The sequence below is a fragment of the Enterococcus mundtii genome (assembly GCF_013394305.1).
Classification (GTDB): domain Bacteria; phylum Bacillota; class Bacilli; order Lactobacillales; family Enterococcaceae; genus Enterococcus_B; species Enterococcus_B pernyi.
Genome location: NZ_AP019810.1, coordinates 2,093,614 through 2,107,500 on the forward strand (window position 1 = coordinate 2,093,614; position 13,887 = coordinate 2,107,500).

At 37.3% G+C, this 13,887-nt stretch carries 9 protein-coding genes, 1 tRNA gene and 2 rRNA genes (1 of these 12 only partly in view); 8 read left to right on the top strand and 4 right to left on the bottom strand.

Annotated features, from left to right (window positions below):
* Positions 1-48: 48 nt before the first annotated feature.
* Positions 49-1,230, bottom strand: coding sequence for an AI-2E family transporter (locus HZ311_RS10050; protein WP_010736350.1), 1,182 nt, complete (start codon positions 1,228-1,230; stop codon positions 49-51).
* Positions 1,231-1,747: 517 nt separating this feature from the next.
* Here HZ311_RS10050 and HZ311_RS10055 point away from each other — a divergent pair.
* Positions 1,748-3,352 carry a zinc ABC transporter substrate-binding protein AdcA gene (locus tag HZ311_RS10055; RefSeq protein ID WP_023519085.1) on the top strand — a complete coding sequence of 535 codons (1,605 nt, stop codon included), beginning with the start codon at positions 1,748-1,750 and terminating at the stop codon, positions 3,350-3,352.
* A gap of 102 nt (positions 3,353-3,454) precedes the next feature.
* On the opposite strand, the gene HZ311_RS10060 is transcribed toward HZ311_RS10055, so the two are convergent.
* From HZ311_RS10060 to HZ311_RS10070, 3 genes are all read right to left on the bottom strand, one after another.
* Positions 3,455-4,183 carry a LytR/AlgR family response regulator transcription factor gene (locus HZ311_RS10060; RefSeq protein WP_010736348.1) on the bottom strand — a complete coding sequence of 243 codons (729 nt, stop codon included), beginning with the start codon at positions 4,181-4,183 and terminating at the stop codon, positions 3,455-3,457.
* 4 nt (positions 4,184-4,187) lie between these two features.
* On the bottom strand, positions 4,188-5,471 hold the full coding sequence (locus HZ311_RS10065) for a sensor histidine kinase (RefSeq protein WP_019723361.1): 1,284 nt from the start codon (positions 5,469-5,471) through the stop codon (positions 4,188-4,190).
* A 140-nt stretch (positions 5,472-5,611) separates the two neighbouring features.
* Positions 5,612-6,214, bottom strand: coding sequence for an accessory gene regulator B family protein (locus HZ311_RS10070; protein ID WP_023519087.1), 603 nt, complete (start codon positions 6,212-6,214; stop codon positions 5,612-5,614).
* A 576-nt stretch (positions 6,215-6,790) separates the two neighbouring features.
* Between HZ311_RS10070 and HZ311_RS10075 the strand changes: the two genes are divergently transcribed.
* From HZ311_RS10075 to HZ311_RS10105, 7 genes are all read left to right on the top strand, one after another.
* Positions 6,791-7,006, top strand: a complete 216-nt coding sequence (locus tag HZ311_RS10075) for a hypothetical protein (protein WP_010736344.1) — start codon at positions 6,791-6,793, stop codon at positions 7,004-7,006.
* A 303-nt stretch (positions 7,007-7,309) separates the two neighbouring features.
* Positions 7,310-9,514: an ATP-dependent helicase gene (locus HZ311_RS10080; RefSeq protein ID WP_041684168.1), complete on the top strand. Its 2,205-nt coding sequence runs from the start codon at positions 7,310-7,312 to the stop codon at positions 9,512-9,514.
* 248 nt (positions 9,515-9,762) lie between these two features.
* Positions 9,763-10,170, top strand: coding sequence for a transcriptional regulator Spx (spx, locus tag HZ311_RS10085; RefSeq protein ID WP_010736342.1), 408 nt, complete (start codon positions 9,763-9,765; stop codon positions 10,168-10,170).
* 17 nt (positions 10,171-10,187) lie between these two features.
* Positions 10,188-10,544, top strand: a complete 357-nt coding sequence (locus HZ311_RS10090; RefSeq protein WP_023519089.1) for an ArsC/Spx/MgsR family protein — start codon at positions 10,188-10,190, stop codon at positions 10,542-10,544.
* Between the two features lie 791 nt (positions 10,545-11,335).
* A 16S ribosomal RNA gene (locus HZ311_RS10095) occupies positions 11,336-12,896 on the top strand.
* A gap of 77 nt (positions 12,897-12,973) precedes the next feature.
* Positions 12,974-13,046, top strand: a tRNA-Ala gene (locus HZ311_RS10100).
* A gap of 181 nt (positions 13,047-13,227) precedes the next feature.
* Positions 13,228-13,887 (top strand): 23S ribosomal RNA (locus HZ311_RS10105) (it continues 2,255 nt past the right edge of the window).
* The 16S and 23S rRNA genes sit together here with 1 tRNA gene alongside, the layout of an rRNA operon.

The window sequence follows — 13,887 nt, forward strand, 5'->3', positions numbered from 1 at the left end:
TTTTTTTAAGATAGGAGTGGACTCATGTCTCACGCCTATCCTTTTTTGTTACTTAAAGTAATCCTTCTCTGAAAAATCAGCTTTTTGATAAACTCCTTGATCCCCATAAAACTTATTGTAACGCTGTTTGAATTTTCTAAAGAGAAAAACAACGAGTAGTTTGATCAATGTATAGATCGGAATACCAAAAATGACGCCCATGATTCCTAGAAGATCTCCCATGACTAATAAGACAATCAAAATCGTGATGGGGTGGATCTGTAACCGATCACCCATCACACGAGGGACCACAAGATCTCCGTGAAGCAACTGGACAACGAACCAGACGATCACAAATTTTACAGCCATGAAAGTCGAATCTTGAAAAGCAATGAATAGTCCCGGAAAGAAAGCGATGAATGGACCGATATAAGGAATAATACATAATAAACCAGCAGCGATAGCCAGAATACTTGCAAATTCTAAGCCAATCAATAAGAAAGTTACCCAGTAAACGGCGCCTAGAATGAAAGAAGCGATGATTTGTCCTTTTAAGAAAGCACCTAATTGTTGGTTCGCAATTTTAGTCAAAGTCCGAAAATCTGTGCGAAATTTTGGTGGAACGATACCTAAGACCGATTGATAAAAATTGTGCGGATCTTTTAAAAGGAAAAAGGCAATGATCGGACCAGTAAATAAAGTGATAAAGGTCGTTGTGACCGCTGAGAATAGATTTCCTAGACTTTCAGCACCGCTCTGCCAATAGTTACCGATGAATGAAGTAAAGTTATCGGTGAAATCATCAATCGATGCAAAGAATTGATTGAACGAGTCAGAAAATGGTGTCTGTGCTAAAAAGTCCTTCAACGTTTGTTGGAAATCTTGGAATAGGTCAGGTAGTTGTTGAATCAATGTGGTTGCTTGCTGTTCTAAAAACGGAAATAGCCAGACACCTCCTAAGCCAATCAGCAATAAAATAATAACAAAAACTAAAATGACTGACAGATTACGTGAGAGTTTCTTGCTGAGACGTTTGATCAAAGGTTCTAATAAATAATATAAGACCAAAGCAAAAAGGACTGGTGGTAAAGTCGTGATAAAAATGACAACCAGTGGTTTGAATATAAAAGCAATCTTTTGGAAAAAGTAAATGACCAACGCGATCATCACAAGTAGTCCTAGAACGTAATACGAAGTTTTCCCTCCTAAAAAACGAATCAGTCGGGAAGATTCTTTCGGTTTTTTTTCCACGATAGTTCTCCTTTCTCTTGAAATAAGTAGTTGATTTTTGGGTTGGGCTATTCTCACGAAGCAACTATTGAGATCGAATGAAGCCTTTTTAATAGTCAGCCAAACGGTGAAAAATATGAGAAGCTATTTTCTCAAATTCTGTCTTACTACTTGGAGCTGAACATCTTTCTCACAACCTAATAAACGGTGTTCGAAAAGCTGACCTTCAACAGTAAGATGAAAAATCAAAAAATATGGAAAGCTATTTTCTGATTTTCCATCTTACTGCTCAGGTCAAAACGCTTCTTACACAACCTTGTCCTACTCCAAGTTATTATAATCTGAAACGGGTATAAAAAGAAAATGATACAGTTGAAAAATCAATCGAATTTCGATAATAAAATAAATTTAGTAATAATGCTTGACGGTTGGTTTGATTCTATGCTAAATTAATTCCTGTTGCTAAAACGTAACTATTACGATTTGCATTTATTAATCGTAATCAAATAGAGAAAGAAGATGAGAAGGAGCGAATAAAATGAAACGTTGGATCAAGGTGGTAGGAGGATTACTGTTGACAGGGATCCTTGCAAGTTGTGGCACAGGAGATACTGCAACAAATACAAATGCACAAAATGATGAAAACTTGAATGTAATGACGACATTTTATCCAATGTACGAATTTACGAAGCAAGTAGTTGGTGAGGAGGGAAATGTTGAATTATTGATTCCAGCTGGAACAGATTCACATGACTACGAACCTTCTGCAAGAGATATGGCAAAAATCCAAAATGCTGATGTTTTTGTTTATAATGATGAAAATATGGAAACTTGGGTTCCAGCAATTGAACATACTTTAAAAGAGGGCGATGTACTTCCAATCAAAGCAACAGAAGGAATGTTGTTATTGCCTGGGGATGGTCATTGCCATCACCACGATCATGACGATGAAGACCACGATCATGAAGACCATGATCACGATGATCATGCGGATGACCACGACCATGATCACGATCACGGAGACAACGGTCATTCACATGAATTAGATCCACATGTTTGGTTAGCTCCTAATCTAGCGATGAAGCAAGTAGAAACGATTCGTGACCAATTGATTGAGGCATATCCTGAAAAAGAAGAAGCATTCACTGAAAATGCTGCCTCTTATTTAGAAGAATTAGAAACGCTACACAACACTTTTAAAGAAACATTAGGTCAAGCAAAACAAAAATCATTTGTGACCCAACACGCTGCGTTCAATTATTTAGCTCTAGAATATGGTCTTAATCAAGTACCAATTGCCGGTCTTTCTTCAAGTGAAGAACCTTCTGCTGCAAGAATTGCCGAGTTAAAAGAATTTGTTGAAGACCATGGGATTGAATATATCTATTTTGAAGAGAATGCCAAAGACAGTATCGCTCGTACTTTAGCTACTGAAGCAGGCATATCGTTAGCAGTATTGAATCCTTTAGAAGGATTGACAAAAGAGCAAATGGATAACGGTGAAACGTACATTTCAATCATGGAAGCAAACTTAAAAGCGCTCCAAAAAACTACGGATACTGAAAATCCATTAGAAGATACATTGAAACCTGAAAAAGAAAAAACAGTTTATAATGGTTATTTTGAAGATTCAGAGGTCCAAGATCGCCCGTTATCAGATTGGAATGGTATCTGGCAAACTGTCGATACGTATATGGCAGATGGAACGTTTGATCAAGTATTTGAATATAAAGCCAAAACAAATCCAGATATGACAGCTGAAGAGTATCGTGAATACTATGAAATAGGCTACAAAACAGATGTCGAAAAAATTGAGATCAAAGATGATACGATGATCTTTACTTTCAAGGATGGCGAAGTTAAAGAATCGAAATACCGTTATGCTGGTAAAGAAATCTTGAACTATTCAGCAGGTAATCGCGGTGTCCGTTTCTTGTTTGAAGCAGAAGATCCTGATTCTGGTGCGTTCAAGTATGTACAATTCAGTGACCACTCGATTGCGCCTACCAAATCAGACCATTTCCATATCTATCTAGGAAATGAAAGCCAAGAAGCTTTACTAGAAGAAATGGACAATTGGCCAACTTTCTATCCGGAAGAAATGACTGGAAAAGAAATCGCGCAAGAAATGATCGCGCATTAAACGATACTAAAAAACGAAGAATGAATGGAAAAGAGGATTTTACGACTTTTTCATTCATTCTTCGTTTCTTTATTAAAAAGAAATTATTTATTTTATTGTCTTTCAAGAAATCAACTTCTTTAGCCCACGAATCGAAACAGGGATCACTTCCCCGTTGGATAGAGTCACTTCTCGTGTTTTCTTATTGATTGTTTGGACATTTTGGGTATTGATGACATAAGATTTGTGACAGCGGATAAAGTGTTGACTTTTCTTTTCGATATCTTTTATCTTCTCGTAAAACTGCATTTGGGCATGTGTCAAATGGACCTCCAGTTTATGAGGAGTACCTTGAGCAGTAGAAAAGTATTGGATATCTCGAATAGGTAAAAATTTGATTTCATCATTGAATTCAATTCTAAAAATATCCTTTTGTAATGGCGCAGTTTGGAAATCTTCGAATATTTTACTTAAGATACGTTCAACATTTTCTTTAAGATCAAAAATATCTTCTTTGATGATATAATCAGTCGGCTCAATGTTGCTTTTCAAAATCGTCATGGAAAGATCGGTGTGTGAAGTAACATAAATGATTTTTCCAAGCGAGTCCAAGTCACGTACTCGTTTTCCAATGGCAATGCCATCTAATTCACTGTCTTTCAGTTCGATATCCAAAAAATAAATACCAAAAGAAGACGTACGTATCCTTGCTGCATTGAGGAGTTCAATAGGATCAGAAGTTGCAATATGGACATAACTATCCAAATTTTCAATCATGATCCGATTCTTGATTACTGTAGAGATGACTTCCAGTTGTTTCGGATCGTCTTCACAAATGTAAATGGGAATCATAAAATTACTCCTTTAATTGTATATGGATTGTTTGTGAAAATCGCTGATTCTCAATCGATGTTTCAAGAAAAAGATAAGGATTCGTTTTTGTTAACTCATCAAGAATAAATAAACCTAATCCTTCATTTTTGGGATTTGTTTTCGTCGAGAAGCCTTTTTGTTTTAACTTACTCAATGGAAACGTATTCGTAGTAGTGTTGATGACACGTATCATCAACGACTGTTTTTTCTTGATGATCAGTACTTCGATTTTTTTCTTTTTGGTTACTGTTGCACCTTCGATTGCATTATCAAGAATAATACCAAGCATTCTTACCAAATTGATCGTATATTTTTTACCAATGACGATTTCATCTGGAACGGTCAATTGGACAGAGATACCTTTTTCTTGTGCCATCATTAATTTTAAAGAGAATAGACTTCTTATTTCAGGTACCTTCATTTTGTCTAGTAAGCTAAGATTTGCTGGGAAGAGATTCATCATTTCACGTGTAGGTAAAATCGTTTGGTTATAATATTTTTGTAAGCCCTCAAGATCGCCTTCAGAAATATAACTATTCAAAGAAAACAACAGATTTTGATAATCGTGTTTAAACTCTCTAAGCTCTTGATAATTTTTTTCTAGATCTCTAATGTAATCTTGCTGCAATTGGATGCGTTGTTCCAATAATTGATCTGCCATCTTTTTATTTGATATTTTCCAATAGTAAATCAAGATAATTAGGCCGACACACAGATAAAGGATAAAAAAGCTCGTATTTAATGCTAGTACTTTTGGCGTTTCACCAGAAAATCGTGTATAAAAAATAATGATATAGTAGGTAAGTAAAACCAATGAACCGATTGTACCAATCATTCGACGGTCAACACTAGCGGACCAATTATCTAAAAACTTTTTGAATCCATACGCAAATAATAAAGATAAAATCGCTGATACAGTTATATGGAAATATTGTAATGCATCTCCAGGTTCAATGACAGCAGATTCCAATACTAAAAAATCCGCAACGCTCGTCAAATGATCGCCTAAAATGGAAGCTAATAATCCCAAAGGTAATGCGTAGATCATATGTTGGCGCGAGGATGAAAAGAAAAAGAAAAGTAGACTCAACATGGCAATTGCGACAAGTGCAGAAAAAATACCTAAAATCGGGTAAAGTATTCCCAACAGGGCTGCTGCCAAGAGACTAAACGTAGAAAATAGGTATTTATTTTTAATTTGGGAATTGATGATTAAGATAGAACTTGTGTAAATCAGATATTGCAAGGCTATGGACCACAAAAACATAAAGCACAGCTCCCATTGCGTTTTCCCAAATTATAGCATATTTATATTATTATTTTTTTAATTTTTCAGGTATTTTAAATTCTGAGCTCATACCGAAGCAGCAGCCAGATACAAAGAAATCAGAAAGGTTAGTTAATTGTTTAACGATTGTTTTTTTCATAAAAAATTCCTCCAATATTCATCATGTAATTTGTAACTGGAAGCAACGTAGCTATTTCTAAAATAATCCCAAGTAGTAAATAGGTAGAAAAGTAAGAAGCAGAGAAAAATAATGTGAGTACTGCAAATAAAAGATACATGAAAATTGCTTTTTTTAGTAGGGGTGGGCGTTTCTCTGGTGCAATTGGGTTAAGGGCTGTGCCTCTTGATCCATAGCGAAGCAAAAGGAAAAAACAAACAATTAACAAAAGGACCATCATAGGGAAAGAGAAAGTCAATTGATAATGTTTCATTACTAAGGGAACCCCCCACAAATAAAGCAAAGTCCAAAGTAAGCAAACAAATTCAGAATCGGAATGGAGACCGTAAGCATATCTGCGAATACAGATATATGAAAGGAAAGTCATTCCTGTTTCTACCCACGTGCCTGTCAATAAAGAAAATACAAAAACGACAGCAAGTTTTCCAAGATTGTTCAGCAAAACTTCCAGAGCAAACTTCACTTGGATGTAAGTCATATCTTCTTCATCTTGTTTTCCGTTGAATAATATTGCCAATATTCGATTTACCACTTTATTTTTCATCTCTATACGTACCTCCGAATACTATAATAAGCGAAAAGACATAAAAAAAGTTTTTCGATTCATAAAAGGACGTTTTGACATCAAAATCGTTAACTAAGTGAATTTTGTAACATATTTGTTATACAAGAATGAAAAGCTTTTTCTTATGTAAAAAATAAAAGACATGTTTATCTCTAAATAATTAAAAAATTTCCTGTAAAACTATCAAATCATCTTTAAATTTTCAACTAAACGTACGATTATACCAAAAAAGAGTGAGATTATTTAACAGTTTTGATGCCAAAAGAACTTTTTATGATATTTCTGTGTTATGTTTAAAAATTTATGTTAAAAATTAGTAAAGGTTGCGAAGATAAATGTAAGTGACACGTTCTTATATTTTTGTTTTACCAACTTCTTAATAGAAGGCAGCAACTCCCCTTCCCCTTTTGTTGTTGCCTTCTGATATCAACAACAAGGTAGTTTCTATGTTAAAATGCAAGCCTTTAAGAAGGTGGGTTTGTCAATAAAGGTAACAGATTCGAAATTTTATCAAAAGAAGTTGTGCCGTATGCACAACATAATGGAGGAAATAGCATGGAAAATGAAAATCTATTTGAAGTCGGTAAAACGTACGCATTTGTATCAGATTTATTTTGTTCTCCAATTGAAGCAGAAATTGAAAAAATCTATGAGAATAGTTTGATGGTTCGTGTTCTCAATTGCGCAGATGAAGACAATGAAACTGCACACAATTTACACTGGCAATTAGTCGTTCGTAAGTCAAGTGCAGTGAAAGAGTACAGCTACTAATAGTAACTGTTCATGAATGAAAAATAGTATTTTGATAAATAGCCAGTCAAATCTTGAATGATGGAAAATCATTTTTGGATTTGACTGGCTATTTTTCCTTTGAAAGGTAAAGGAAAAGTGGGTTTTGCTTTTTTGGGGTTCTCATGTAGTTTTAGGAACTCATCAAATACATCAGTTGATAGTAGAGTTTCTTTTATTTCTTCCTAAGACCACGATCGTAAAAGGGTGAAGCCCCATTTTATTTTTTGTAAAGGTCTGGTAGTATAAAGAAAATAAATGGAGTAGAAAATAAATAAAAGAAAGATGGGGAAGATGATCAATCAAGAAAATGAGAAAGAAATTCTTCGATTGCAAAGAGAAATCAGCCATTGGGAAAGAAAATATAAAAAGCTCCAACAAATTTTTCGAATGCAAGAAGAAATAATTGCTAGTTATGAAGCTGCATATGGGGAAGCACCAGGGTTGGTAGAAGAACAACATGAGGAAGAACAGCCAAATGAATCATTTTTTGAACATATTGAGAAGCGTTCTTATAATCGATTCAATAATGAACAAAAAGCAGCAATCACTTATGATATGAGCAAACACTTACGAATCATTGCAGGTGCAGGAAGTGGAAAAACACAAACGATATGTGCGAAAGCTGTATATCTGATGAATGAAGAACAAGTAGAAGAGCAAAGGATCTTAATGATTACCTTTACTCGAAATGCTGCCAATGAATTGAAAAAACGGGTGGATAATTTTAGTCAAAGAAAAACGAATGTAACGATCGGAACTTTTCATAGTATTTTTTATCGTCTGTACAGTGATATCAAACGGCAGTTTCCGGATCTTTCTGCCGAAGGGATTCAAGGTGAGTTTTCTAAAGACACACCATATAAAGTAAATCTTTTACTGCAGAAACTAATAAAAAAATATCAACTATATTCTTTCGATCAGTATGGTGAGAAAACGATTGCTAACCGATTGGATTATTGGCAAAACATGAATCTCTCCCAACAGGAGATCATCCAATTGATCAAAAAGAGATTTGATTCCATTGAAAAAGACCCACGTCAACCTATCTCTGAGCGTATGGATCAATTAATGACTGAACTATATGAAGAAAAACAAAAGCAACGACTTTTTGAATTCAATGATGTTCTACAAAATTTGAAAAATGCCCTCTCTCATGTAAATGTCAGAAGATATGTAGGTCAAAAATACGATTACTTGTTTATCGACGAGTTTCAAGACACGAATCCTTTGCAATGGGCAATCGTTCAGTTGATTACGAAAGACTCGCCAATCAAGTTGATCATCGTTGGAGATGATGATCAAAGTATCTATGGCTTTAGAGGATCAGAACCTGATTATATCAAACAGTTTGAAAAAGAATATCCAACAAAAACACTCTTTCTATTGACCAATTATCGTTCGCGAGCGTCGATCGTTCAAGGAGCTAATCGATTGATCACGTACAATAAAGAGGATCGCATACCTAAAGCGATGGTACCAGCACAAAAGGAACCAGGCGTATTACAGGCATTATCATTTAAAACGGTACAAGAGGAAAGTGACTGGTTGATTCAGCAAGTATATGCTTTTATAGAAGACAAAGGAAAATACAAAGAATCTATTATTTTATATCGCTCATTATCACAAACACAAGCATTGGTGCAACGTTTGATCCAAACAGATATTCCATTTGTACTAGAAGCAGATACCCAATATGCGGGAATCTATGGAATTAAGCTTTTTTATCAATTTTATCAAAAGTTTATCGGTTGGTATGATGCGGCAACACCGATAAAAGTGCAAGCACACCAGCAGTTGTTACGACAGTTGATGATTAATTGTTATCTGAAAACAAATGAATGTGACCAATTTTTCTCTAATAAAAACAGTGACCAAGATATTGTCGCTTATATTTTAAAACGGCGGCCTAATTTAGAAGCTAGAGAAAAAGAACTAAAGACATTTGTAAGCGCGCTAGAAACATTTGATCAACCAACGAAGCGGTCATGTGTTTCACTGATTGAGGCCTATTGTCGGTTGCCAAGACCGAATAAAGAAATCGAGCAAGGTGACAAAGAATGGTTGCTGGAGACTGTCAGACAATATCCAACGATCCCGCAATTGAAAAAATTGTATCTTGAGATCCAAGGAATTGCAGCAGAACTGAAAACAAGGTTGATTGCTTATCGTAAGGGGAAACTAGATGCCTTATGTATCCAGAGTATTCATAAAAGCAAAGGTTTAAGTTATCGTAACGTCTTTTTAATCGGTTGTAATGAAGGGATGATTCCTTACAATGGTGCGGTAGCAAAAGACAAAAGACTGAAAAGTGAGTTGAAAATCGAACCATTAACGACGATTGAGGAAGAGAGACGTCTTTTTTATGTCGCAATGACTAGAGCAAGGAATCGTCTTTATTTATGTGTACCTGAGTTTAAAGGGAAAAGAAAATTAAAACCTTCACGTTTTATTAAAGAAACAGGTTGTAAAGGTAAAAAAATCAAATAAATGACGAAAAGCAAAGCGAGTAAAAATACACTTGCTTTGCTTTTTTATTCAAAAAAATAAATAACTATAATTATTTATGTAAATTTTAAATAACCGTTGTTTATAAAAAGAATATAACCTTTAATTGATTGTTTAAATAACGATTTTATGAACAAAAACAAATTTTATTTATTTTGGGGATAGCGTATGACTGGCATTATTTTGATATTACGTTTAGAATGGGATTACAATTAAAAAGGAGTGAGAAAATGATAAAACTATACACTTCGCCTAGCTGTACATCTTGCAGAAAGGCCAAAGCATGGTTACAAACGAATCATCTTAATTTTGAAGAAAAGAATATCTTTGCAGAACCTCTGTCAGAAAATGAGATACGACAAATATTGGCCGCAACAGAAGGTGGAGTCGAAGATATTATTTCTACTCGTTCAAAAGTTTATGAGAAATTAGGGATCGATTTTAATGATTTATCCTTAAAAGAAATGATCCGCTTGTTCAAAGAATACCCATCTTTACTTAGACGTCCGATTCTACTTGATGAAAAAAGAGTATTGATTGGATTCAATGAAGATGAAATACGAGCATTTATTCCTAGAGAAATACGAGGTGTCGCAAGAAACTTGATTTATATGAAACATAGTGTCTTGTATTCGTAAGAATAGGAGGAGACGTTGTGAATATCAAAATCTATAGTTCAACGAATTGCACCATAACGGTTAAAGCCATACAATGGTTAGAGAAAAAGAACTTATCTTATCAATTTGTTGATCTAGAAAGTAGAGCTTTAAGTAATAAAGAAGTCAAAGAGTTATGTAGTTTTGAAAATGCACATATTGAACAATTATTTACTACATGGTCATTTGAATTCAAAAAAATTAAAGCTGGACTTCCAAAAAAACAGGAAGATCAACTTCTATTTTTGTGCAAAACGCAACGTCATCTTTTAAGACGTCCTTTGATCATCATCGATGATGCGCTGTTTGTTGGCTACGATCAACGATTGATGGAGCAATTGATTTTACATGAATAGACTGTATCCAATTGTGTTACATACTGAAAAAGGCAATTGGGATCATCGGTTTTTCCTTAGTAACAAGCCAAAGAATCAAAATCTCACTTACCTGTTCTCTGGTTTTTTGGCTTATTACCAAAGGCGCGTTGCATATTTTTCGTAAAGAAACTAGTGATAACTAGCAAAAAGTGTAAGAGGCAAATCGTATATTCCAAAATAAAACATTTCGACTTTTTCGTATTTCTACTATAAAGAGGATCAAAATTGAAAGTATACCAGATAGATTTATCAGAAATAGTGATTGACAACTAAATAGAATAAATGGTATATTTTTTTTTGTTGTTTTTTGTTTATTACTGATTTTAATAGTGTAAATAAAACTTTAAATAATGCTTGACGAATAGAAAAACACATGTTAATATAACTAGTGTTGTTTGAGAAAATCATCAAGGAATGTTGTCTCTACAAAAGAAGAGATAAAAAAAGTTGTTGACAAATAACAAACAACAAGTTATTATAAGTGAGTTGCTAAAACGACCTCGTGAAAAACGAGTTGAAAAAACTTTTAAAAAATAGTTGACAATCATCCGAGAGTTTGCTAAGATATAAAAGTTGCTACGGCAATCACAAACGATAAGTTGAGACAGTTGTGTTTCAATTATCACGTAGACCTTTGAAAACTGAACAAAGTAAGACAAACCAAATGTGTAGGGCGTCTTGATTCAATTCAAGACAACAAACATTTTTAACAAGCAAGCAATATGCTAGCAAACAATTGAGCTTAACAATCGAAAGATTGTTCTAACTTTTATTATGAGAGTTTGATCCTGGCTCAGGACGAACGCTGGCGGCGTGCCTAATACATGCAAGTCGAACGCTTCTTTTCCCACTGGAGCTTGCTCCACCGGGAAAAGAGGAGTGGCGAACGGGTGAGTAACACGTGGGTAACCTGCCCATCAGAAGGGGATAACACTTGGAAACAGGTGCTAATACCGTATAACAATCGAAACCGCATGGTTTCGTTTTGAAAGGCGCTTTACGGTGCCGCTGATGGATGGACCCGCGGTGCATTAGCTAGTTGGTGAGGTAACGGCTCACCAAGGCCACGATGCATAGCCGACCTGAGAGGGTGATCGGCCACATTGGGACTGAGACACGGCCCAAACTCCTACGGGAGGCAGCAGTAGGGAATCTTCGGCAATGGACGAAAGTCTGACCGAGCAACGCCGCGTGAGTGAAGAAGGTTTTCGGATCGTAAAACTCTGTTGTTAGAGAAGAACAAGGGTGAGAGTAACTGTTCACCCCTTGACGGTATCTAACCAGAAAGCCACGGCTAACTACGTGCCAGCAGCCGCGGTAATACGTAGGTGGCAAGCGTTGTCCGGATTTATTGGGCGTAAAGCGAGCGCAGGCGGTTTCTTAAGTCTGATGTGAAAGCCCCCGGCTCAACCGGGGAGGGTCATTGGAAACTGGGAGACTTGAGTGCAGAAGAGGAGAGTGGAATTCCATGTGTAGCGGTGAAATGCGTAGATATATGGAGGAACACCAGTGGCGAAGGCGGCTCTCTGGTCTGTAACTGACGCTGAGGCTCGAAAGCGTGGGGAGCAAACAGGATTAGATACCCTGGTAGTCCACGCCGTAAACGATGAGTGCTAAGTGTTGGAGGGTTTCCGCCCTTCAGTGCTGCAGCTAACGCATTAAGCACTCCGCCTGGGGAGTACGACCGCAAGGTTGAAACTCAAAGGAATTGACGGGGGCCCGCACAAGCGGTGGAGCATGTGGTTTAATTCGAAGCAACGCGAAGAACCTTACCAGGTCTTGACATCCTTTGACCACTCTAGAGATAGAGCTTCCCCTTCGGGGGCAAAGTGACAGGTGGTGCATGGTTGTCGTCAGCTCGTGTCGTGAGATGTTGGGTTAAGTCCCGCAACGAGCGCAACCCTTATTGTTAGTTGCCATCATTTAGTTGGGCACTCTAGCAAGACTGCCGGTGACAAACCGGAGGAAGGTGGGGATGACGTCAAATCATCATGCCCCTTATGACCTGGGCTACACACGTGCTACAATGGGAAGTACAACGAGTCGCGAAGTCGCGAGGCTAAGCTAATCTCTTAAAGCTTCTCTCAGTTCGGATTGTAGGCTGCAACTCGCCTACATGAAGCCGGAATCGCTAGTAATCGCGGATCAGCACGCCGCGGTGAATACGTTCCCGGGCCTTGTACACACCGCCCGTCACACCACGAGAGTTTGTAACACCCGAAGTCGGTGAGGTAACCTTTTTGGAGCCAGCCGCCTAAGGTGGGATAGATGATTGGGGTGAAGTCGTAACAAGGTAGCCGTATCGGAAGGTGCGGCTGGATCACCTCCTTTCTAAGGAATATTACGGAGACTACACACGTTTGTCGATACTTTGTTCAGTTTTGAGAGGTCTACTCAAAATTTAACCCGGGGCCTTAGCTCAGCTGGGAGAGCGCCTGCTTTGCACGCAGGAGGTCAGCGGTTCGATCCCGCTAGGCTCCATTAACAACGTATGTTGTTATATACTTGTTCATTGAAAACTGGATATTGAAGTAAAAATGTAAGTAATACAAACCGAGAACACCGCGTTGAATGAGTTTTTTAATAAGTTCAATTGCTTATTTTTCTTGATTGGACTTCTATCGCTAGAAGAAAGATCAAAACCCAACCGTAAGGTTGATAAGGTTAAGTGAATAAGGGCGCACGGTGGATGCCTTGGCACTAGGAGCCGATGAAGGACGGGACTAACACCGATATGCTTTGGGGAGCTGTACGTAAGCTATGATCCAGAGATTTCCGAATGGGGGAACCCAGCATCTTTTATAGGATGTTACGTATACGTGAATACATAGCGTATACGAGGTAGACGCAGAGAACTGAAACATCTAAGTACCTGCAGGAAGAGAAAGAAAATTCGATTCCCTGAGTAGCGGCGAGCGAAACGGGAAAAGCCCAAACCAATGAGCTTGCTCATTGGGGTTGTAGGACTCCAATATGGTAGTTCTTTCAGATAGTCGAATGACTTGGAAAAGTCAGTCAGAGAGGGTGAAAGCCCCGTAGATGAAATTTGGAAGGCACCTAGGAGGATCCTGAGTACGGCGGAACACGAGGAATTCCGTCGGAATCCGGGAGGACCATCTCCCAAGGCTAAATACTCCCTAGTGACCGATAGTGAACCAGTACCGTGAGGGAAAGGTGAAAAGCACCCCGGAAGGGGAGTGAAATAGAACCTGAAACCGTGTGCCTACAACAAGTCAAAGCCCGTTCATGGGTGATGGCGTGCCTTTTGTAGAATGAACCGGCGAGTTACGATTGCATGCGAGGTTAAGTTGAAGAGACGGAG

Bases quoted from the DNA above. Each gene is read 5' to 3' on its own strand.
- HZ311_RS10055 (WP_023519085.1), top strand. From the start codon at position 1,748: ATGAAACGTTGGATCAAGGTGGTAGGAGGATTACTGTTGACAGGGATC.
- HZ311_RS10060 (WP_010736348.1), bottom strand. From the start codon at position 4,183: ATGATTCCCATTTACATTTGTGAAGACGATCCGAAACAACTGGAAGTC.
- HZ311_RS10065 (WP_019723361.1), bottom strand. From the start codon at position 5,471: ATGTTTTTGTGGTCCATAGCCTTGCAATATCTGATTTACACAAGTTCT.
- HZ311_RS10070 (WP_023519087.1), bottom strand. From the start codon at position 6,214: ATGAAAAATAAAGTGGTAAATCGAATATTGGCAATATTATTCAACGGA.
- HZ311_RS10075 (WP_010736344.1), top strand. From the start codon at position 6,791: ATGGAAAATGAAAATCTATTTGAAGTCGGTAAAACGTACGCATTTGTA.
- HZ311_RS10080 (WP_041684168.1), top strand. From the start codon at position 7,310: ATGGGGAAGATGATCAATCAAGAAAATGAGAAAGAAATTCTTCGATTG.
- spx (WP_010736342.1), top strand. From the start codon at position 9,763: ATGATAAAACTATACACTTCGCCTAGCTGTACATCTTGCAGAAAGGCC.